This window comes from Paenibacillus sp. JJ1722, from assembly GCF_048282685.1.
Classification (GTDB): Bacteria; Bacillota; Bacilli; order Paenibacillales; family Paenibacillaceae; genus Paenibacillus; species Paenibacillus polymyxa_B.
Map to the genome: position 1 here is coordinate 1,053,084 of NZ_CP182500.1, position 23,209 is coordinate 1,076,292.

Below are 23,209 nucleotides of genomic sequence, written 5' to 3' on the forward strand. Positions count from 1 at the left end.
GCTCGTACAGACCCGCCTGGGCTGGCGGGCTTATTACATTTTCCCTGAGAAATGGATCATCAGGAGGCCAGGTTTCATGATTACGCTGCATCAGGTAAGCAAGCATTATACCACCTCAAGCGGCCAATTTCATGCGGTTCAATCCGTGTCCCTTCAAGTGGAGGAGGGGGAAATTCACGGTATCATAGGTGCCAGCGGTGCCGGTAAGTCTACGTTGCTCCGGTTGATGAATGTATTGGAAAGGCCGGATGAGGGAAACGTGGTTGTGAACGGGGAAGATTTGACTCGCATGCCGGAAAAACGTCTCCGTGAAGCGCGGCGATCGATAGGGATGATTTTTCAGCATTATCATCTTGTTCACAATCGGACGGTCAGTGGAAATGTGGCAATGTCGTTGGAGCTGGCAGGTGTCGCGAAAAAAGAGAGAGCGGAACGTGTGCGCGAATGCCTGCAATTCGTCGGTTTAGCTGATAAAGCAGAACAGTATCCGGCACAACTGAGCGGAGGCCAAAAGCAACGTGTGGCGATAGCCAGAGCGCTGGCGAATCGACCTGCGGTGCTGCTGTGTGATGAGCCGACCTCGGCGCTTGATCCGCAGACGACCGCGGATATTCTGGGCGTGTTACGGGAGATCAACCGGGAACTGGGAGTTACCATTGTAATCGTAACGCACGATATGGACGTGGTACGCAATATTTGTACCCGTGTATCAGAAATGCGGGATGGGCAGCTGCTTTCAACGCAACGTGTAGTTGACGCTGCGGTAGGTTCAACAGCGGAAGCAGGTGAAGCTGATGAATGAAATGCTGAGCATCATTGCGCAATACCAGTCTGAGATATGGAAAGCCATCGGGGAGACGTTTATCATGGTGGGGATTTCTATCGCAGCAGCTGTACTGTTAGGGCTTCCGGCAGGAACGATTTTGTATTTGTGCGGCAAAGGGCAAAAATATGAAAATCGACTGCTGTTCACCTTATTGAACAGTGTGGTCAATGTCATCCGCTCGTTCCCGTTTTTGTTGCTCGTCGTGTTTATGATTCCATTTACACGTCTGGTCGTAGGGACGGCGCTGGGCACGATGGCTGCAACGGTTCCCTTGTCAGTGGTGGCCATCGCCTATTATTCGAGGCTGGTGGAGCAATCATTGCTTGAGGTGCCCAAGGGTGTAATTGAAGCCGCTACTTCTATGGGGGCATCCACCCTCCAGCTTATTTTTAAATTTCTGTACGTGGAAGCTCGTTCCGGGCTTGTACTGGGTTTGACCACGTCAACCATTAGCTTCATCTCCTACTCCACGGTGATGGGCATTGTGGGCGGCGGCGGGGTAGGCGATTTTGCCATCCGCTACGGTTACCAGCGTTTTGAAACAGGCTTGATGGCGTTCACCATCGTCATCATGATTATTTTTGTACAAACGATCCAGTTCACCGGAAGCACCATATCCCGCCGGATCGACAAGCGATAGGGCAAAAATGTAACTTTTCGCTACACTTGCACCACCCACTATGGGAAATAAAAATGACTTTACAGTACCTCAAAAGCGGAGCGGACAGAATTGTTCTGGAGAAGCGTCAGCGTTCGCCTTTGAAATGGGATTCTAACCTATAAATTGTGTTATAAATCAGAGAGAATCCCATTTCAACAGCGATCGGAAGAACAATCTGCACGCGAAGCGGCTGCGGCTGTACTGTAACTCATTTTTATCTTCCCAATCACAATTTACTTGGAGGTTCCTCATCAAATGAGTCGGAAAAACAACATGAAAACGAACTTGAAACTACTTACAATATTTGCTGTCGTTATGCTACTGGTTGCCGGATGCGGTGGTCAAAAGCAGGCTGCTCCAGAAACACAGTCTAAAGAAGCAACTTCCCAAAAAGAAGTGACCTTGAAAGTAGCAACGCTAATCCCACCGATGACAGATGTGCTGGATATCGTGAAGCCGCTGCTTAAACAGGACGGAGTCAATCTGGAAATCGTCGTGCTTTCAGACAATATCCAACCGAATAACGCATTGGCAAGCCATGAAGTGGATGCTAACTTCTTTCAGCATGCTCCTTTTATGCAACAATATAATGAAAGCAACAAGTCCGATTTGGTAGCGGTAAAACCAATTTACAATGCCATTTATGGCGCGTACTCCAAAAAATACAAGAACATTAAAGACCTGCCCGAAGGTGCGACCATTGCTATTGCCAATGACCCGGCCAATACCGGACGCTCTTTAGTAATGATGGAGCAAAACGGTTTGATCAAGCTTAAAGAAGGCGTAGGCTATAATGCTACACAGGCTGATATTATTGAGAATAAGAAAAAATTCGTGTTTAAAGAAGTGGATTTGTTGATGCTGGCGCGGTCACTGGATGATGTGGACATGGCTGCCATGTATCCCGCATATGCCAAGCCGCTCGGTCTGACACCGAAGAAGGACGCGCTGATTACCGAAAAAGACGATACGCACTTTGCCATTAATCTGGTAGCGCGTAAGGATAATGCAGATTCCGATGCTATTCAAAAGCTGGCAAAGCGAATGACTGGACCGGAAGTACGTAAATTTTTTGAGGATAATTACAAGGACAGCGTTGTTCCAGCATTTTAAATAAATGAGGATTTTGCAAAAATCCAATAAGCGACTTCCAATGAATAGGATATAGATCGAAATGGTTTAGTTCGTTTATATCTTGCACGTTGGAGCGACTGGAATCGAATTTTGCAAAATCCTGAAATAAGTATGTTGAAACATCGTTTTATGATGAAATACGACCTGTATAATGGAAGGAAGTCTGTGAAGAACAGATGGTCTCCCTTGTGCAGGTCTTTTTTTCATCCTTAATATGGAAAGGAATGATCGAAAACAGGGTATAAAGTCTTATTTTTTAAGATTTTAGGGTGTTACACCGCTGCAAATTTTGGTCATAAAGGGCGATGGAGTAATGATAAGGAACATATTAAAATAAATATACGAACAAACATTCGTTTTCGATTTCGTTAACGGTGTTTTTAAACGGGTCAAAAAATTCAGCTGACAACGGGCCAAAAGCGTGAATAAAAAGGAAGGGGAACGACATGAAGCTGTTTGTAACTGTAAAAAGTTTGGGAAAGCGCAAGCCCGCACTCGCACGACAGGAATTAGAACTGAGTCCTGCTCCAGAAACATTGCGAGATTTGATTACTGCAACCGTTGCTCTGAATGTTCAAAAGCTACGGGAAAAGCAGGAGAGTGTCGCGCTGATTCCGTTCCTCACGGGAGAGGAAGTTCAGGCACAAGGCGAGATAGGCAAAGTAGGATTCGGTTCCATATATAATGAGGGTGTCCCGGATATTAAGGATGCTGTGAACACGGCGATGCAGGCTTTTGAAGATGGTTTATACAGAGTTTTTGTATGTGACGAGGAAATTATTGAACTGGATGCTCCTTTGTCACTGAAGGATGGGAATGAGATTGTATTTATACGCTTCACAATGCTGGCTGGAGGCCTATGGTAGAGGGGGAAACGAAATATGCATCAAGAGAACAATGAGCAAGAATATTTCACCACACTGAAGGAGCGCGCGGCGCAACTGGATGGACAACAACAGGAGTTAGCCCAGTATGTTGTGGAACTGGGGAAGCTTCATTACATACAGGAGAACGAGGAGCCATTTAACGAATGTCAGCGAATATTAAAAGAACGGGCGACAGAAAGCGGAGAACCGCTGTTTAAGCCACTGACAGAGGTATTACGTGCTCTAATTGGACAAACAGCGGGCGATGTATTCGCCCATCTAACAGAGCATGTGACTGAATATCCATACAGCACAGGGTATGCGCGAAAACCGTTTCGCACTTCGGATATTACGGCCCATACTTCCCGGATTTATAAAAGAATGGTGCAGTTGATCCGAATGGACTGTATCGGGTTCTCTGTAATGGATTATTTAACAAAAAAGGATTATGAACAAGGCAGGGATTACCGGATTCAGGAAACGATTGGTGACTGGATTGCTTATGAGCTGGATAACGGTAATTCGCAGGTGCTTGAGGCGTTAAAAGCTATTATTTATGGGGATAATCAGGCTGCGTTACTTACGCGCAATATGATTAAAGGCATGCTCCTGAGTCATCAGGAGGAGAATTATCGCATGATTGGAGAGCTCTTGGCAGCCGCCAAGCTCCAGGAGGGATTGCGCCAAAGTATCGTGGAACAAATGGATGAAGGAACCCCGGAGGCTCTAATATATCTGTTAAAGGTGATCATCGACCAAGGCTTCATTCGTTACAGCTCGGTAGTGCGGGCGCTTGCAGTTTGGACGGGAATGGGTTTGGAATCCGCTAATCAGCGGGTCGTTCGCCAACTGATAGAGCAGGCATATGAAGCATTGACTCGTAGTGAACTGCGCCAAGAATGGCTGACCAGCTCAAATGCTAATGAAGTATATATGAGTTTGTGGGCTACCGCAGTACATGAGGAACGTGATTTGTATGGACAGGTTCAGAAACTCATGGAGCAGGGAGCACCTTACCAGAAGATCGTAGCGCTTTATGTACTGTCTAACAGTGAAAACAAGGATGTGCGCCTCGGAATCGCGAGAGAATATCTGGATGAAACGGACCCGGAGCTTCAATATTGGATATTGACGAACTATACAAGCAATTATTTTTATGAATGGATAGAAGGCGGGACGGTCGCGGATCGGATTGTTAAAGTGGTGCGCACTCCTTTGCTGGAGAGCAAAGAGGAGCGGCGTAAAGATTTTGAACGACTTCATAACCTGTTTGTACATATGAAAAAGGGTGAGTCCACCGAGCCCTCCAAGGTGCTGGATTTTGTAAATCTGTATCACCGCTCAGATGCACCTATTCAAAAAATGCTGTATCTCGCTGGTTATGATATGGACGCTTCCTGGATTGGGGAAATCATAGCCTTAAAGGAACAGATTAGCCCTAATCTGCGTGGCGAACTGTTGAACCATTTTGTGCAAAACCCTGAGGATACGGTACAGCGTGATTTTATTTTTTCCAGTTTGTCTGACAAAAGTATGAGTATCCGTGAGTTCGCTGTGGCCAAGGCGCGTAAGCTGACGCTGTCGGAACCAGAAATGCAACAGATGGAAGCCTTATTAAAGCTCAAGACGGGATCGTTGCGACAAAGTGTCATTGGTGTGTTGCTCTCACAATCGGAAGGGCCGCTGGCTGGCTCATTGGAACGCTTGCTTCGTGCTAAGGCGGAGCTGCAACGATTGGGTGGACTGGAAGTATTGACGAAGATATATGCAGACCCGGATCGTGCCGAACAGTATGAAAGCCTGCGGCCTTTGGCGGATATCATTCAGCAACCTACAGCCAAAGAGGAGCAACTGCTGTCCAAGCTGGGACAGGAGGATGCTTATACAGGGGCTAACGGTTTTGGCCTGTACGATCCGAATGTCAAGGAAGCTTGGTTGGAAGAGAAAGTTGATCTGGGTGATTTTCGATTGTCCGATGTTTTTGTTAGTCCATTGGAGAAGCTCAAGCAGTTCTTGAGTGGACTGGATGAGCTTGTTCATCATCATCGTGATGTGGAATATACTGCGGAGTATTATTCGGGCTACAAAGATACATTGCTTATTGGGACGAACCTTCGTCCTCTACGGCTGGTTCAGGTCGATGAAGAAGTAGATTCTAGACTGTCTTTATATCCTCTCTATGAGGAGTGGGACCGTTATTTGCAGGAAAGTGGCATGAAAGCGCGTGAACTGCTGGAGCTTGTTTTTTATGACCGATTGGAGCCTATGGACCGAACGCTGGATCGCTACTATCGATACTTTTCTTTTAACATGAACTATTCAGAACAAAGCAAGCACAAGCTGCTGGAAGGATGGCGTAAAGACTTCGCTGAGCAAATGTATCCTTTGGATCGGATTAACGAGGTTCAGAAGTGGATGGCAGAGCTGACCTATTCCGATCAGGTAAGTACATTAGTTAATGCTTATTTTATGGACACATCCGGTGACCAAACATTTGACGTAATTGACCTTGCTTTAAATTCACTAATGCAGGGCGTGCCTAAGGACAGACCTGCTGAGGATATGGGAATGCTCCATCTATTGTCCGGCCCGTGGGTGGCACTGGAGAAGGGGCAGGTTTATGATGGTGAGTCCTTTAAGCGCTTTTTCCATACCTTTGTGAACTACGCAGAACTGCCAGGAGCGGAAAATCGTTTTTATTCTCCGCTGGATCTGGAGGATTACTTCAAAGCATATGAAAAAGGGTTGATTGGTGTAGGTGAAGTGTATCGGGAGCTGCTGGCTGGTAGTGAAAGCAGAAGACATATGAGTTCCTTAACCAATGCCCGCAATACATGGATTTCTAGCAAACCAGAATTTTTGGAGATACGTCGTACGGTTATTGATCGACTGCTGGAGGTTGAATTGGTTCGAGGCGATTTGCCTACCGAGGCTACGCCAAAGGTTATGGGCTTGAGCCAATTTGAAGGTATGAATTATTTCATCCGTATTCTGGAAGGTCTCGACAAGGAAACGTTTGTGCGTGGTTATGTGTACGGCTACGGTGATCGTATTACCAAAAAGGAATCGTTCAGCCACTTGCTCAAGGCATGTTATCCGAGTGATGGCGAGGATGCCACGTTGCTCAAGGAAAAGCTGAAGAACACTAAAATTACAGATAAACGTCTGCTGGAGGCGGCTATGTATGCACCGCAGTGGATTGAGATTGTAGCAGACTATCTCGGTTGGGAAGGGCTTCGCAGTGCGGCATGGTATTTCCATGCGCATATCAATGAAGGTTTTTCGGCCGAGAAGGAAACGATTGTAGCTCATTACTCGCCGATTGCTCCACAAGATTTTAATGATGGTGCCTTCGATATTCACTGGTTTCATGAGGCCTATGAGACGTTGGGCGAGGAACGTTTTGACCTGCTGTACGATTGTGCCAAGTATATTTCGGCTGGAGCCAATCATCGTCGATCCCAGTTGTTTGCAGATGCGACGCTGGGTAAGCTGAAACGGAGTGAAATGGAAAAATCAGTGGAGGACAAGCGAAACAAAGACCATTTGCTGACCTACAGTCTGATTCCACTTGCTCAGCCGCCTGAACCAGATATACGCGAACGTTATGATTTTATCCAGAGGTTTCTGGAACAAAGCAAAAAATTCGGGGCACAGCGTAAGGCCAGTGAGGCACTCGTTTCACGGATTGCGCTCGGGAATTTGGCACGTAACGCAGGCTACGATGACGTAACCCGTCTCGTATGGGACATGGAAGCTCGTAAGCTGGATGATCTTCGGTCTTATTTTGAGCCACATGCTTTGGACGAGGCTACAACGGTGCAGCTCGTCATTGATACTGAAGGAGCGGCAGATATTGAAATTGTCAGCAAAGGCAAGACGCTGAAATCCATTCCGGCTCGTTTCAAGAAGGATGAGTATGTTACGTCGCTGAAGGAGCTTAAAGGTGATCTAGTGGATCAGTACCGCAGAGCTCGCAAAGAATTGGAACGCTCTATGGAGTCTGGTACGACCTTTATGGTGAAGGAATTGAGAGGATTGCTGGGTAATCCTGTGCTTGCTCCGTTGGTGCGGACACTTGTGTTCAAGGCTGATGATCACCTCGGATATTTTAATGAGGAAACGTTGGTATTGACGGCTCCTTTTGCTGAACAGCATACTATAGGAGAAGAGGACAAGCTGATTATCGCTCACCCCCTTCATTTGTTCGAAAGTGGTCGTTGGAGCGACTTCCAGAAGGACTTATTCGACCGCCAGATACGCCAGCCATTTAAGCAAGTGTTCCGTGAGCTGTACTTGCTGAATGCTGATGAACGTGCAAATGCGACCGTTTCCCGTCGATATGCGGGACACCAGGTACAGCCGAATAAAACGGTATCCCTATTGAAAGGTCGCCAATGGACAGTTAGCTATGAGGACGGACTTCAGAAGGTGTACTATGCCGAGAATCTGATTGCTAACCTGTATGCTATGGCGGACTGGTTCTCACCAGCGGATACCGAGGCTCCTACACTGGAGACAGTGCAGTTCTTTGATCGGACAACGTATAAGAGCGTACCGTTGGACGAAGTTCCTCCTGTTCTGTTCTCCGAAGTTATGCGGGACGTGGATCTGGTCGTCAGTGTTGCCCATGTAGGCGGCGTTGATCCAGAGGCCAGTCTGACGACCATTGAAATGCGTAGGGTGATTGTGCAGGAATCACTTCGCTTGCTGAAAATTAGCAATGTACGCTTGGATGGGAATTATGCACGTGTAGATGGGACTCTTGGCGAATATGCTGTGCATCTGGGAAGCGGGGGTATCTACAAGCAAGCGAAGGGAGCACTGCATATTATCCCGGTGCATTCGCAGCATCGTGGACGCATCTTCCTGCCGTTTCTGGACGAGGACCCAAGAACAGCTGAGATTCTATCCAAAGTTGTGTTGTTGGCCGAGGATCAGAAGATCAAGGACCCGCAAATTCTTACACAGCTTCAAGCGTAGAATAGAATTCTGATATATATAGATTCATAATTAACTCAACGTTCCGCATCTAGATAATGGGTTCAAATCTTCGACTGTGCAGGTAGAACTCGGTTTAGTTGCGGAGATTGAGTTATTTAATACTAAGCGTGTATCGAGCGCGAATAAAGAGTCATGGGTAATATTTTTTGTTCTATGATTTGATGGGAATCTAACAGTATATCAATTAACGATTATAGGAGAATACAGCGATGGTAAATAGTATCTTTCTAACAGAGTACACAACTGAGTATCAATCACAAGTTGTTGATTTAATTTTACATATTCAAAAAGATGAATATAATATCGCCATAACCAAAGAAGATCAGCCAGATTTGCTGGATATTGAAAACTTTTATCAGCGTGGTAACGGCAACTTCTGGGTGGCTCTTAGTGAAGGAAACGTAGTAGGGACTATAGCTTTGTTAGATATTGGGAACCGTAAGACAGCACTCAGAAAGATGTTTGTAAAACAAAACTATAGAGGTAAAACATTCAATGTTTCGAATCAATTATTGCATCATGCCATAGGATGGGCTAGGGAAAGGTCTATTGAAGAAATCTATCTTGGAACAACACCACAATTCGTAGCAGCTCATCGTTTTTATGAGAAGAACGGCTTTGTTAGTATAGCTCCTGGAGAATTGCCGATTGGCTTTCCAGTTATGAAAGTGGATAAAAAGTTTTATAAATATACCATTCGATAAATGGCCTGAATCAAGACGATCCTGAAGGAAATTCCTGCTCAAAATTGACTTATTGTTTGCCTCGCTGCCTTCCTGCCGAGCTGTAATACAAACTGTCGCCGAGCAGGAATTTCTTTTGTTTAGGACAGGCGTTTGCTAGAATAAAAGGGTATGTTGCAAGTAACGTTAACCAAATTGCTGGGAGGGACACAAGTATGAGCAAAAAGATCAAATGGGGAATTGTCGGCACAGGCTGGATCTCAGATCAATTTGTGGCGGATTTGGCGCATGTTTCGAATGGAGAAGGGTATGCTGTTGGATCACGCACTATTGAAAGCGCTACCGAATTTGCAGCTAAGCATCAAATATCAAGGGCTTACGGGAGCTATGAGGAATTAGCACAAGATCCCGAGGTAGATGCTATTTACGTAGGGACTCCTCATCCTTTTCATAAAGAAAATGTTCTGACGGCTCTTCGGGCGGGCAAAGCAGTCTTGTGTGAGAAACCCTTCACCGTCAACAGCAAAGAATTGGAGGAAATGATCGGCTTTGCACGTGAGCGTAAGCTATTCCTGATGGAAGCAATGTGGACACGTTTTTTGCCTCCGATTCGCCAAGTGCGGGAGTGGATACATGCGGGACACATTGGCGAGGTAAAGCTGGTTAAGGCGGAATTTGGTTTTCGAATAGATTGGAACCCGGAGGGGCGGCTTTTGAACCCTGAGCTGGGCGGAGGTGCTCTATTAGATGCAGGAATTTATCCGGTTTCTTTTGCTTCAATGGTCTTCGGTCCTGAACCTGAGCATGTATGGAGCACAGCTCATATCGGGGAGACAGGCGTTGACGAGACATTTTCGATCTTGCTGGATTATGGAAAAGGACGCACGGCTATGCTTAACGGGGCAGTCCGCCTCGGATTGACGAATGAGGCATACATCCATGGAACAAAGGGCTATATCCACATTCCGTCATTCCTGAACAGCACATCGGCTACTTTAGTTGTGGACGGTAAAGAGGCACAAAACTTTCAGGATGACCGATCCTCTACAGGCTATGCCTTTGAAGCAGAAGAAGTCGGGCGTTGCTTGAACGAAGGTTTGCTCGAAAGTTCTACTATTTCTTTAGATGAATCGTTAGGAATTATGAAACTGATGGATCAGATTCGTTCACAATGGGGGCTTCGGTATCCGTTTGAATAATCACATTAATTCCAGGGACCTTTCAGGTTCTCTGGAATTTTTTTGTTTATGAGCGTTGTTTTTTATACCAGGATTTTGCAAAATCCTTATACATAAGTATTTCCAATTCTCAAATAGCGACTTTGGTCGCACGCTAGGTAACGCCATATGAGTAAGTCAAGAGTGGGACATATGAATCATTTTTATGGATTAAAATTAGTTAAAAAACCGTCATTAAATAGTTACAAAAGTGTAATTTTATTATCGGTTAACTGAATTGTTAACGCTCTCTTTTCATGAAAAAGAATGAAGGTCCTAGTGTTGTACTTCCAAAAACTTTCAATGAAATTTTCGAAAATGTACGGTAGGGTGGTAAACGTGTCACTTGAGCCATTGCGGCTTTTGCTGACTTGCTTGCTTATCCCGTGGCTCTGGATTCTTGTCGGAGCTCGCAGGATCGAGAGCCTTTGCAAGCCTGTGAGAGTTGAATAGGCATTCACCTCATGACCTAACATCAAGGAGGAATTACAAACGTGAAAGTGAAATCAACATGGTTGTTCCGTATGGTGATGATGACAGTTATCGCGGCTGTTGTGATCGGACCTATGAATATTGCAGGAGCGGCAGGAAGCCAGACAGATCGGCCTTGGATGAACACGGCCCTGTCGGCTGAGAAACGGACAGCGTTGCTGCTGCAGGAAATGACGCTGGAAGAAAAAATAGATTTGGTGACTGGCAAGGTCAACAATTACTATGGATTCTATAATAATTCGATGGAGCGGTTGGGCATTCCGGCGCTGACGATGGCAGATGGACCAGCGGGTGTGCGTATCGCTAATCCAGATGTGCAGGACAAGCAATCTACTGCGTTGCCTGCTCCAATTGCGTTGGCTGCAACGTGGGATACCCAAGCTGCCAAACAGTATGGTGATTTGATTGGAGACGAGGCTTTTAATACAACTCATAATGTTGCGCTTGGACCGGGGATGGATATTGCCCGTATTCCATGGGGATCGCGAAACTTTGAATCTATGGGTGAGGACCCGCTACTGCAATCGCAAATGGCGACCGCTTATGTCAAAGGTATACAAAGCCACCCTGTTTTGGCGACTGCGAAACATTATCTTATGAATAATCAGGAAACAGAGCGCTTCACGACGAATGTCAAAGTCAGTGACCGTGCGTTGCATGAGATTTACATACGCCCGTTCCAAGAAGTCATCGCCAAGGCAGATTTGGGAGGGGCAATGTGCTCCTTTAACAAGGTCAACGGCGAGTCTGCTTGTGAGAACAAAACTCTTTTGACGGACCTCTTGAAGAAGGAACTGCAATTCAAGGGCTTCGTGATGAGTGATTACGGTGCGAACCTGAGTACAGTCGAATCGGCAAATAGCGGATTGGACCTGGAAACACCGGGGACCCCTTATGGTAAATGGGGAGATCAGCTGCTGGCGGCTATTAAGAATGGTAAGGTAAGTGAAAAAACGATTGATGATAAGGCTGGGCGCATTTTGGTGCAAATGTTCAGCAAAGGTTTATTCGATCACCCGGCTCAAAATAATCAAATTGATGCCCGTGACCATGGCAAGACAGCCCGTCAATTGGCTGAGGAAAGTATGGTACTGCTTCAAAATAAAAATAATGCATTACCGTTATCTAAAGATAAACTCAAGTCCATTGCTGTGATAGGCCCCGATGCAGATAACGGCACTGTGGCAGGCGGAGGTAGTTCGTTGGTGAACCCGACGTATACCGTGAGTCCGTTAGAGGGCATCCGCAATCGTGTCGGCAAAGGTGTTACCGTTCAATATGCACCGGGTACAGACCCGATCTCTGCAGGAGACATTATGCCTGGCCCATCGGCTGTTCCGTCTTCACTGTTGACTACATCTGATCAGAAGGAGGATATCAGTGTTGGGTATGCGACTTATGGAGATGGCGAACAGGGGCTTCGAGGCGAATACTGGAAGAATAACAAGATGGAAGGCAATCCGATTCTTGTACGCAATGATGACCAAGTCAATATGAACCTTGGATTTTATAATTATCAGGGCTTCAATGCGAAGTCCCCTAAAGTTCCAAATACACCAACGACACTGAACGGCTTGATATCTGCACGCTGGACAGGGGCAATTGCAGCTCCCAAGGATGGTGACTATGCATTGTCATTAACCAGTTTGGGATCAAGCAAGCTGTATCTCGACGATAAGCTTTTCGTGGACAATCAAGGTGAAAAGCTGGGCACTACGAAGAAGAACATCTCCCTTAAAGCGGGTGAAAAGCACAAGATACGTATTGAATACCGCGCTGATTATCCGACCAATGGTCGTGATTCCGGGGGTATGGTTCGTCTGGGCTGGGAACCTCCGGCAGATACGTCAGATAAGTTGATTGACAACGCTGTGAAATTGGCGAAAAAATCGGATGTTGCGATTGTTGTTACGCGTACGTATGAGAGCGAAGGATATGTTGAGCGTTCCGATATGGAGCTGCCAAACAATCAGGATCGGCTAATCCGTGCGGTTGCGGCTGCAAATCCGAAAACTATTGTCGTACAAATGAGCGGCAGAGCCGTGCAAATGGATACCTGGCAGGACAAAGTCCCTTCCATCGTACAAGCATGGTTTGCTGGACAAGAGCAAGGGAATGCTATAGCACGCGTCTTATTCGGGGATGTGAATCCTTCGGGTAAGTTGCCGGTAACCTTCCCGGTTAACGAGCAGTCTACACCCGTGTCCTCACCAGAGAAGTTTCCGGGTGTGAACGGTATAGGTGACTATTCAGATGGTATTTTTGTAGGCTATCGTGGGTATGAGAAATCGGGTATTCAACCGGCGTTCTCCTTTGGACACGGTTTATCCTATACGACATTCGGATATAGCGATCTGAAAACAAAACAGCATACGAGTGGAAAAAAATCCGATCGTACGAGTTCCGTCGAAGTTTCGCTAAAATTGAAGAACACGGGCAAAACAGCCGGAGCTGAGGTTGTACAGGTGTACAGCGGTAAGCTTCCGACAAACGTAGAGACTCCATCCCGTCAACTGGCAGGCTGGTCCAAGGTAGAATTAAAGCCGGGTCAAGAGAAGAAGGTTCGCATTGAGCTCGACCCGAAAGCTTTCTCATATTGGGATGAAAAGTCCAAAGCATGGGTTATGCCAGCGGGTGAAGTGCCCATTTATGTGGGCAGTTCCTCTCAGGATTTACGACTGACAGGAAGTGTTACGATTCCGGCAACCTCTACAGAAAAGGCAAAAAAGTAATCCCGTTACATTTGTTTTAAAATGGTTATATTCAAGAGAGCGCGGGCACAAGCACCGGCTCTCTTTTTACTATCGGTATGTAAACGTCCAACAGGTATGCAAAGGGAAACCCAAGTGAAAGCTGAAATAGTAGGGAGGATGGGGACAGGATAATGATGGGGAGAGGAGGATATAGATGAAAAAACTCCAAAAGCAACGACGTACTGACATCTGGCTGCTTATAGCTGCAGTAGCCATTTTGATCTGTGCGGTCCTGGCCAGTATGGCTATACGGAATGTTCCGGGGCCGAAAGCAGAAAATAACGTCAACATGTGGCTAACAACACCCGATCCGGCGAATCGCCTAACCCAACAAACCCCGATCCGTTGGGATAAGGATAACAGTAAAGAAAATGCAGCGAATGCGGATACACTGACGATTGAGATTAAGCCAGATATTCGTTACCAGACGATGGAAGGGTTTGGAGCAGCGGTGTCCGGTTCGTCCGCATACCTGATGAATTATGGCATGTCTGCCAATCAGCGTGATCAGCTGCTAAATGATTTGTTTACAGCCAGTGGCATTCAACTGAGTTATATTCGCCATACCATTGGAGCCTCAGATTATTCCGTAGATGAGCAGGGACAGCCTGGCAGCTATACCTATGACGATGTGGCAACAGGCAAGGACTATGAGCTGAATCATTTCTCCATCGCCAAGGATCGGGATGTGATCGATGTGTTGAAGCAAATCCTGAGAAGAAACCAGGATTTAAAGATTATGGGAACCCCATGGACAGCTCCGCCCTGGATGAAATATGGGGAGCAGATTTATAACGGCTGGTATTTGGACTATACCGATTCGCGCGTCTACCAGGCGTATGCTGACTATTTTGTTCGTTATCTACAGGCGTATGCGAACGAGGGAATTCCGATTCAGGCGATTTCCATTCAAAATGAGCCAGAATTCACTACGCCCAAGTATCCCAGCATGAGTATGGGAGCAGCAGAACAGGCGAATTTTATTAAACAATATCTGGGCCCGACCCTAAATCGAAACCATTTATCTACTCACATTATTGCCTTTGACCATAACTGGGATACAGGAAGCGATTATGCCAAGACCGTGTTAGGAGATGAACAGGCTCGAAGCTATACGCACGGAACGGCCTTTCATTGCTACAAAGGAGAGCCCACGGCGATGACAGATGTGCATAATGCTTTTCCTGATAAGCCTGTATATATGACAGAATGTAGTGGGGGGGCGTGGAGTCCGGGCTTTGGAGATGATTTGAGCTGGGATATGTCCAAGCTGATCATTGGTGCACCCCGAAACTGGTCGCAAAATGTCCTCTTTTGGAATATCGCACTTGACCCGTCCGGGGGTCCGACCAATGGGGGTTGCGCCAACTGTAGAGGTGTAGTGACCATCGACCCGTTAAGCGGTGCAGTTACGAAAAATGTGGAGTACTATGCGATTGGGCACGCCAGCAAATTTGTCCGTCCAGGTGCGGTACGTATTGATTCTACACATTATAGTGGAAGTATCGAAACGGTCGCTTATCGCAACCCCGACGGTACGCTTGTCCTGATTGCCGCCAATACGGGAGAGAACACAAAGACATTTAAGGTTCGGCAGGGAAATAAGGTTTTCAAATCTACCCTTCCCTCCAAGTCCGCAGCTACCTTTCAATGGAATCCTACGGTTTCCTGACAAGGCATGTACATCAACGTTTTATAGAAGTTTTAGAGCGCTTAGCCCATCTGGCTGAGCGCTCTTTTTTCATTTGCTACAAAGTCCAGACTGTGAAAAAGATAAAATTTTAATATTGTTCAGAATTGGTTCAGAGGCGGATGATAAGATCTTTTCACTAATAACAAGAATGAACCGTTCACGGGGGAGAGTCTGATGAATCAAGAAACGAATAAAGAATGGCAAAAAGTGCTGATGGTGACGTTGCTGGCAGGTATGGCATGGGGGCCCCAGCTTGTTCATGCGGAAACGAAAGGGGAGACGTCAGCGATTGTGACTAAAGCCAGTACAGTATCTTTTACAGATCAGTCCACTATGTCATCCCAGGCATTACAGGCGGTACAGGAGGCTGTGAAGCAAGGACTGATCACGGGTTATCCAGATGGTTCTTTCCGTCCAGATCAACCGTTAACGCGCAAGGAAATGGCAGCTTTGCTGGCTAATGCACTTAAGCTTGACGCAACGGAGAAAGCAGTAACTTTTAAGGATACGCAGGGGAGCTGGGCAGCTTCTTATATAGAAGCTGTACGTGCGGCAGGTCTAATGACCGGAGATGAATCAGGTGCTTTCCGCCCGGATGCTGCAGTGAGTCGTGAGGAATTGGCAGCCATTCTGGTGAGAGCGATTGGAGGAACCCATGTTCAAGGCGGAGATGTTCAGGACATTTCTGATGGGGATCAGGTGAGCGCATGGGCCAAAAGCAACGTAGAGGCAGCTCTCAAACTGGGATTAATGGATACGCCGGATAATCGGTTTGACTCTAAAGTACAGGTAAAACGTCAGGATATCGCAGCCTTTTTGGTGAATGTATTCCAATCGGGTGAACGGACGGGAATCCTATCTCGTATCGACGGGGATATCGCCTATATGGATGGAAAGCCCTATTTGATCGGCCAGCAATTGAAGCAACTGTTTGGAGCAGACAATGTGCCGGCGCTTCAAGGGGCTACCCTGACCTATCAGGCATCGAACCGAAACGTAGCTGATCTGTCAGCACTTCAAATTGTGCAAAGTGGTACAGCCCAACAACCGGTGACTTTGTATAGCAAAGGGACAGAATTTAAAGGCAAGTTAGCTATTGCAGCAGATTATGTGCGTATTCAAGGTGATACGTTACCTCAGGTAACCCTGATGCGGGGTGCCAAAAATGTAGAGATTCATGCAGACGTAAACGAAATGATCGTGGATACGCATGAGCCTATTCAGATTCAGGGAAGTGGTATATGGCAGCAGCTTAAACTGAATTTTGCCGATACACAGGTACGTCTCGCCAATGGGATACAGACTGTACAGACCCGTCTTGCGGAGCGGGGAACAGAGACTCAAATTATACGTGATACCACGTTGGGTGCATCTTCGGATACATCCTCAACAAGCACTAAAAAAAGTTCATCTGGTGGTGGCGGTGGCAGTTCTACAACGAATCCAACGCCAACATCTAATCATGTACCTGTCTCAGCTATCGTTCCTGCCGATCAATATGCCATTTTGGGTTCTGGAGATACGCTAGTGGATTTGAAAAATGTGTTTTACGATGCCGATCAGGATGAACTGTCGTACCATGCGGTCACTTCGGATGTATACGTAGCAGAAGCAGAAGTGGCAAATCAACAGCTTACACTAAAACCTAAATCAGTAGGAAGCACACAGGTATTTGTTACGGCAGAGGATGGAAAAGGCGGTAAAGCGAGCGTGTTTTTCAGCTATACAGTGACCAGTTCTACTTATGAGGAGGACATTAATCACAGTCCTGTCGCGAGCAACAGCCTAAATGACATTCCTTTGCTCTTAAATGAAGGTGGCAAGCAGATTAGCCTGTCTGACTTGTTTAACGATGAGGATGGCGATGCACTGACCTACACGGTGGAATCGGCTTCGCGAGAAGTGGCCACAGGAGAAGTAACAGGCGATCAGCTTATGCTTACGCCGCTTCAAGCCGGCATTAGTCTAATGACGATAACAGCCCATGACGGCAAGGGAGGTACAGCCTCACTTCAGTTTGCTGCTATGGTGAATGCGCCTTTGCCTGATCCGCAGCCTGAGAATCACATACCTGTGGCTTTACCTCATTTACCTATCGTAGTTGCTAATGTGTTGCAGGACAAGCTGATGCTGTATCCGGACTCGTTATTTATGGATCAGGATGGCGACACCTTGACGTATACCATAACTTCCTCCAACCCCCTAGTAGGCAGTGTGGTAGAGAATGGAGAAGATTCCTTTGTAACACTGCATAATGCTGGTATTACGATGATTGGAATTACGGCGAATGATGGTCGTGGGGGCGTTTCTTTCACTTCATTTATGCTCCAAGTTGAAGCTCCTCAACCAGTAAATCATCGTCCGGTAGTGACCCGTGTGCCTGAACCTCAATATTTGGACCCGGGAGATGGTCAGCAAACATTGCAGCTGAATGATATGTTCTCTGATGAGGACGGAGACACGCTGACCTATACTGTGGTGTCTTCTGATCCATTGGTGGCAGGGGGGCAGGTAGAAGGGAATGCACTTTTCATACAACCTTTGCGTAATGGTATGACGTTCCTTACGATTACAGCAAATGATAATCGTGGTGAAACGACATCTTTTACGATTCCAGTGATTGTTGAGAAAAGAGACTTGTTCATTTCCGAAGTCGTGTGGCAAGGCGAACCGGATTATCTGGACCAGGCGATTGAATTGTATAACCCTACCAACAGACCGTTGGAGAAAAATAGAATATGGATTGAGCGATCCGACCAACCAGACCCGATTATCATAAACGCCAATGACGGGGATGTGATTATGCCTGGGCAAACATTTGTTATTGCGAATGATTTGAGTTCGTTCGTATCGGAGGATTGGTATTTTACCTTCCTGCAGTTACAAAATAACAATTCGGAACCTGTTACGCTTAAGCTGTATTACAACAACACGCTTATAGATATCGCAGTTATTGGTCAAGGGCAGGCTTTGGGACGGAATAGCGGTACGGTCATTGGTAATCCAGACCATTATCAATCTGGTGAATGGAATGTGGAAGGGACGAACTACCCTGTTAATTTAGGAGACTTTATCGGTCGTCCTCGGCCGTAAAACATACGTATCCTAAGATTTTGAATACATGATTACATTTATCGGTGGGGAGAGAATTGCACCATGAAAAATAAGAAGTTAACCGCTCAGCTGGTAGCTGCTTTGCTGCTGCTGACCCCCTCGTTTCCTGCCGGAGCAGAGCAAGCTACCGTGATAGATACGGCTTCCGTATCCAAGGGGTCCACACGGAACAATACTGCCACCTGGACGGATGTACAGAAGCTTACAGCACAGCAATTGGAACAACTACAAAAAGCCCGTGAACTCGGGATTATCCAAGGCGATCCCGCCGGAACGCTCAGACCTGAGCAGAAGCTCACACGTCAGGAGCTAGCCGTGCTGCTAGTCAAAGCGTTGCAGCTTCCGACGGGCAACTTGGACGGCGCTGCCTCCTTCACGGACGTGCCCGCCGATAGCTGGGGGCGCCCGGCTATAGAGGCAGCCCGTAAGGCCGGGCTGATGCAGGGCGACGCCAACGGACACTTCCGTCCGAATGACCTGATCAGCGCCCAAGAACTGGTCGCGCTGTTGGTCAGGTCCGCTGGGACGGGTACGTCTGCGGGCACGCCCGCCAGCACAACCGACTCGCCGTCGGCGCAGACGCTGCCGACGGCGTGGAAGGACGCCAGCCCGTGGGCGACCCCGATGATTCGGGCGGCGCTGAATGACGGGCTGATGAGTGAATTTGGCGGAAATCTGCACGCCAAAGACTCGGTAAGCCGCGTAGATGCGGCCAGCCTGCTCGTATCTGCTTTGTTTCCACAGGAGCGTGCTTTGCAGCTCCAGGAAATGGACGGCAAGCAGATACGGATCAATGGCATCGCTTATGACGTGGCAGAGCCGCTGCGCGGCATTTTTCACGCGGATAATCAGGCCGCGCTGCGCAACGCAGGCATCCGTTTCCATGCCACAGGCCGGACGGTGGACAAGGTTACTTGGCTGGAGCTTCGTAGCAGTGGGAGTTCGGCTCGTGACGGCGAAGCGGAGTTCAGCGGCAACGTTGTGCTGGATGGACACGGCTCCACGTTGAACGGAGATTTGGTGATCGCCGGGGATTTTACATCCATACTGCATTTGAAAGTGGAACAGCAGTTAACGGTGGATGCCCGAGTACAGCAGGATTTTTATGCACAGGATGTACAGGTGCAGGGACAGACCCATATTAACGGCGGAGATAACAATACAGTCGTATTTGATAGCTCAACGTTGACGCAAATGGATGTCACAAAACCGGACGTTCACGTTGTACTCAGTGGTACCGCAAGCGCGACAGTCATGAACGTGCAATCCAGCGCAAGCATTGAGGTTAGCGCGGATGCTTCCTTGCCGCAGTTGAATGTTAATGAAGGGGCGGAAAATGTCAATCTTCAGGGAACGGTTCAGACCGTTCAGGTAACTGGCAGCCAATCCGTCGAGATGACAGGTAATAGCACAATCCAGCAGCTGACCGTCACCGGGACGGGTGCTTTGGAATTGAAAACTACAGGTAGTATTGAAAATATTCAAGTCAGCAACCCGGCAGCTAGAGTAAATGTGAGTGGAAATGTACAGGTATCTGCGGTCACACTGGGTACCGGAGTAGCTTCCAACGCTGTTACGGGCCTAGCTGTGGCAAGTGTAACAGGCACGTCCTCATCTTCTGGAAGCTCATCTGGTTCATCCAGCAGTGCTAACCGTTCACCGGAAGTTGTAAATGCTTCTGTTGAGCGTGTAATTACAGAAGGCACTGGTGAACAATTGTACGATTTGCGCCAATTCTTTACCGATCCTGATGGGGATACCTTGACCTTTTCGGCAGCTTCTCTTCAATCCGGCATCGTACGGGCGTCCGTATCGGGCAATACATTAAAGCTTACGCCGGTCAGTGTCGGAAAAGCATCCATCAGTGTATCGGCTAATGATGGACGGGGAAAAAGGGTGTCGTCTACCTTCAAAATTATCGTGAATGGCAATCCTGTATCTGCAGATATACCAGATCAGGCGCTTACTGTGGGACAGTCCGACTTGGTACTGCATTTGAACGACTATGTTCAGGACCCGGAAAATGCTAGCTTAACGTATCAGGTTACTGTTGATAATCCTGCTGTAGCGTCGGTGGTGTTTACAGGAGATGAATTGCGTTTGAGTCCGCTTCGCGCGGGCAGTACGATCGTTCATGTCACTGCCAATGACGGACAGCAAGGAGAAGATGGCAGCACAGGCCAAAAGCAGATTGAATTCAAGCTAACGGTTCAGGGCACTCCTAACCATGCTCCGCATGGACAAGACCCTCAACCGCTAACCGTCACTTTGGGCCAGCCTAATACAACGCTGGATCTTTCAACGATATTTACGGATGTAGATGGTGACCCGCTGGTGTTCACAGCGACCAGTTCGGAAGCTTCTATCGTGCAGACTACCATAATGAGAGATCAGCTATCTTTGCAGTCGCTGCAAGCGGGTAGTGCGAGTATTACCTTGACGGCAGACGACAGCAAGGGTGGAGTAGATACAGTTACCTTGATCGTAACGGTTTTGCCTATACCGAACAGTAGCCCGGTAGTAACCCGTGCACCAGACGCGGTACATCTGATTTTAGGCAAGGCTGACGGAACCGTGGATCTGTCCACCATCTTTGCTGACCCGGATCATGACCCGATTCGTTATGAGATCAGTTCGTCTGATCCAGCCGTGGCAGATGCTACAGTTCAAAATGAACAGCTTGTCATTCATGGACTGACTAGCGGCAATACCGTGATTACCATCACGGCTAAAGACGATAGAGGCGGAGAGATTAGCACAGACCTACAGGTTCATCTATTAGAAAATGCGGTTATTACAGCGATCCCTGAGCAGTTGCTTCAATTGGGAGATGCCGCCTCAGAACTGGATCTCTCACCGTTCCTATTGAACTGGGATCTAGCATCCCTGTCAGTGACAGCAGACACGTATGATCCAGGAATTGCTACGGCCCATATGAATGGTCAGAAACTACAGCTAAACCCAGTGAGTGTAGGGACCACAAGTGTAACACTCAGTGTGTATGATCAGTACGGACGTGCAGAGGGAGCGACGTTCCCGGTTACCGTCAGCATGCCTCAGCTCAATCATGCTCCTCAAGTCATTTCGGCTATAAACGAGCAGGTATTGACCCCCGGAGTTACACAACAAAGGGATTATGATCTGCAACAACTGTTCAACGACGAGGATGGGGATGAGCTTCGGTTTACAGTCAGCTCCAGTGATCCGACGTTGGTGAGTGCATCGCTTAATGGCAGTATTTTAACACTGGCTTCGGGTACAGGCAGCGGCCTTGCTGAAATTACTATTACGGCTGCGGATGATCGGGGTGGCTCAGTTCAATACACGTTGAATACACGCAACGCGGAGCTGGTTTCCGGCGGTATCACTCCGATTGGGGTTAAATATGGCTTGCCGCACAGAACCGTGGATCTATCCAGTTATTTCCCAGGACAATCTAAATTCCTGGTATATAGAGGAACGCCATCATCGACATTCCTCGGTCCTGTAGAACTCATGGGCACCTCTATCCCCCTTTCTCCCGAACCTTTACTGGTATGGGTAGTAGGAGCAGATGGAAGGGCTGCTGTATTTCAGGTCCAACAGGAACCACAGCAAGCGCCTGCTGTATATTTCTCGCAATATGTGGATGGCGGGGATGGAAGAATTGTTTTGCAATTGCATTATAACGGGAATGGAGACCCTTCCCATCGGGCAGACGGTTACTCACTTGAGTTTCATCAATGGATGAAGAAAACAAACCAAATGAAAGTTACCACTTTACCGATTAATCCGCTTTATCCTGCCATGCCATATATAATCATCGACAGTATCTTTTATGATTTCATGGATATTACGAATGCTTGGTATTTCAATGATGAGGGCGATTTCTACAACCCGAGCGAATTTAATACCGTTGCATATGTTTTAAAATACCAAGGACAAGTGGTAGATGTATTAGGAAATCCAAATTCGCATGAGCAGTTTGCACCGCAAGGAGGAACGTTCGTCCGCAAGCCAGGAATATCCTACGGATCGTCTGCCTATAATCAGCCAGATGAGTGGAATGCGTTTCCGAAAGGGACCTATCAATATGTCGGCACTCATACACCATAAACGGTATGCTTTGTAGCACCAAGGAGACTCCTGTCCCCTCGAGAATTTTTTAAGAGTCCAGCTTAAGTAGGTCGTAGGAGTTGCTGGCAGAGCGACTATATTTCAGGTTCATCAGGAACCACAGGAGGCATTTCTTTTGTTTTTTTCACAATATGTCGATGGTGGAGACGGTCGCATCGTGCTGCAATTGTTTTACAACCGAGAATGTGACTTCTCTCATAAAATCGAAGGATATGAGCTGGAGGTTCACCAATTCATGAAAAACAAGAACCGTATGAACGTATCCAGCATAGCGCTATATCCGGTTAATCCAGTAATTCCGTATCTGATCATAAACAGCATCTTTTACGATTTCATGGATGTCACGAATGTTGCCTATTTTAATCAAGAGGGTCATTTCTACAACCCAAGTGAATTTAATACGGTCGCATATGTACTGAAATATCATGAAACTGTGGTAGATGTGATTGGAGAGCCTCATTCGCAGAATCAATTGTTTCCTCAAGGTGGGACATTTGTTCGTAGACAAGGTATATCATGTGGCTCACCCGTTTTTAATCAGCAGGATGAGTGGATTGCATACCCGAAAGGTACTTATCAATATGTAGGCAGACATACACCTTAATCGGTATGTTTGTCTGCGATCGCTGTCTGTTGAAGACAGGTCATAA

12 protein-coding genes are annotated in these 23,209 nt (G+C 47.2%); all 12 read left to right on the plus strand.

Annotation, left to right across the window (positions count from 1 at the left end):
- Positions 1-76: 76 nt before the first annotated feature.
- The 12 genes from ACM1ND_RS04855 to ACM1ND_RS04910 all read left to right on the plus strand — a co-directional run bounded on the left by ACM1ND_RS04855 (position 77) and on the right by ACM1ND_RS04910 (position 23,163).
- Complete coding sequence (locus ACM1ND_RS04855; protein WP_069081291.1) at positions 77-802, plus strand: methionine ABC transporter ATP-binding protein; 726 nt, start codon at positions 77-79, stop codon at positions 800-802.
- The gene (locus tag ACM1ND_RS04860) at positions 795-1,466 is read left to right on the plus strand and encodes a methionine ABC transporter permease (protein WP_071559243.1); all 672 of its coding nucleotides are present in this window, start codon (positions 795-797) and stop codon (positions 1,464-1,466) included. The genes ACM1ND_RS04855 and ACM1ND_RS04860 overlap by 8 nt, the downstream gene beginning before the upstream one ends.
- 276 nt (positions 1,467-1,742) lie before the next feature.
- Positions 1,743-2,600 (plus strand): MetQ/NlpA family ABC transporter substrate-binding protein, encoded by an 858-nt coding sequence (locus ACM1ND_RS04865; protein WP_071559242.1) that lies wholly within the window; start codon positions 1,743-1,745, stop codon positions 2,598-2,600.
- Positions 2,601-3,067: 467 nt separating this feature from the next.
- Complete coding sequence (locus ACM1ND_RS04870) at positions 3,068-3,487, plus strand: hypothetical protein (RefSeq protein ID WP_023987163.1); 420 nt, start codon at positions 3,068-3,070, stop codon at positions 3,485-3,487.
- 15 nt (positions 3,488-3,502) lie between these two features.
- The gene (locus tag ACM1ND_RS04875; RefSeq protein WP_418027135.1) at positions 3,503-8,470 is read left to right on the plus strand and encodes a DUF4132 domain-containing protein; all 4,968 of its coding nucleotides are present in this window, start codon (positions 3,503-3,505) and stop codon (positions 8,468-8,470) included.
- Positions 8,471-8,700: 230 nt separating this feature from the next.
- Positions 8,701-9,195, plus strand: a complete 495-nt coding sequence (locus ACM1ND_RS04880; RefSeq protein WP_071559240.1) for a GNAT family N-acetyltransferase — start codon at positions 8,701-8,703, stop codon at positions 9,193-9,195.
- A 194-nt stretch (positions 9,196-9,389) separates the two neighbouring features.
- A complete protein-coding gene (locus ACM1ND_RS04885; RefSeq protein WP_075153793.1) occupies positions 9,390-10,373 on the plus strand; it encodes a Gfo/Idh/MocA family protein in 984 nt (327 codons plus the stop codon).
- Positions 10,374-10,885: 512 nt separating this feature from the next.
- Positions 10,886-13,615: a glycoside hydrolase family 3 C-terminal domain-containing protein gene (locus ACM1ND_RS04890; protein WP_418027137.1), complete on the plus strand. Its 2,730-nt coding sequence runs from the start codon at positions 10,886-10,888 to the stop codon at positions 13,613-13,615.
- Positions 13,616-13,790: 175 nt separating this feature from the next.
- The gene (locus ACM1ND_RS04895; RefSeq protein WP_071559237.1) at positions 13,791-15,308 is read left to right on the plus strand and encodes a glycoside hydrolase family 30 protein; all 1,518 of its coding nucleotides are present in this window, start codon (positions 13,791-13,793) and stop codon (positions 15,306-15,308) included.
- A 195-nt stretch (positions 15,309-15,503) separates the two neighbouring features.
- The gene (locus ACM1ND_RS04900) at positions 15,504-18,422 is read left to right on the plus strand and encodes an S-layer homology domain-containing protein (RefSeq protein WP_418027139.1); all 2,919 of its coding nucleotides are present in this window, start codon (positions 15,504-15,506) and stop codon (positions 18,420-18,422) included.
- Positions 18,423-18,485: 63 nt separating this feature from the next.
- Complete coding sequence (locus tag ACM1ND_RS04905) at positions 18,486-22,538, plus strand: S-layer homology domain-containing protein (protein ID WP_418027141.1); 4,053 nt, start codon at positions 18,486-18,488, stop codon at positions 22,536-22,538.
- Positions 22,539-22,674: 136 nt separating this feature from the next.
- Positions 22,675-23,163 (plus strand): RTX toxin, encoded by a 489-nt coding sequence (locus tag ACM1ND_RS04910; protein WP_069081283.1) that lies wholly within the window; start codon positions 22,675-22,677, stop codon positions 23,161-23,163.
- Positions 23,164-23,209 lie beyond the last annotated feature (46 nt).

Bases quoted from the DNA above. Each gene is read 5' to 3' on its own strand.
- ACM1ND_RS04905 (WP_418027141.1), top strand. From the start codon at position 18,486: ATGAAAAATAAGAAGTTAACCGCTCAGCTGGTAGCTGCTTTGCTGCTG.
- ACM1ND_RS04855 (WP_069081291.1), top strand. From the start codon at position 77: ATGATTACGCTGCATCAGGTAAGCAAGCATTATACCACCTCAAGCGGC.
- ACM1ND_RS04895 (WP_071559237.1), top strand. From the start codon at position 13,791: ATGAAAAAACTCCAAAAGCAACGACGTACTGACATCTGGCTGCTTATA.
- ACM1ND_RS04865 (WP_071559242.1), top strand. From the start codon at position 1,743: ATGAGTCGGAAAAACAACATGAAAACGAACTTGAAACTACTTACAATA.
- ACM1ND_RS04860 (WP_071559243.1), top strand. From the start codon at position 795: ATGAATGAAATGCTGAGCATCATTGCGCAATACCAGTCTGAGATATGG.
- ACM1ND_RS04875 (WP_418027135.1), top strand. From the start codon at position 3,503: ATGCATCAAGAGAACAATGAGCAAGAATATTTCACCACACTGAAGGAG.
- ACM1ND_RS04870 (WP_023987163.1), top strand. From the start codon at position 3,068: ATGAAGCTGTTTGTAACTGTAAAAAGTTTGGGAAAGCGCAAGCCCGCA.
- ACM1ND_RS04885 (WP_075153793.1), top strand. From the start codon at position 9,390: ATGAGCAAAAAGATCAAATGGGGAATTGTCGGCACAGGCTGGATCTCA.
- ACM1ND_RS04880 (WP_071559240.1), top strand. From the start codon at position 8,701: ATGGTAAATAGTATCTTTCTAACAGAGTACACAACTGAGTATCAATCA.
- ACM1ND_RS04900 (WP_418027139.1), top strand. From the start codon at position 15,504: ATGAATCAAGAAACGAATAAAGAATGGCAAAAAGTGCTGATGGTGACG.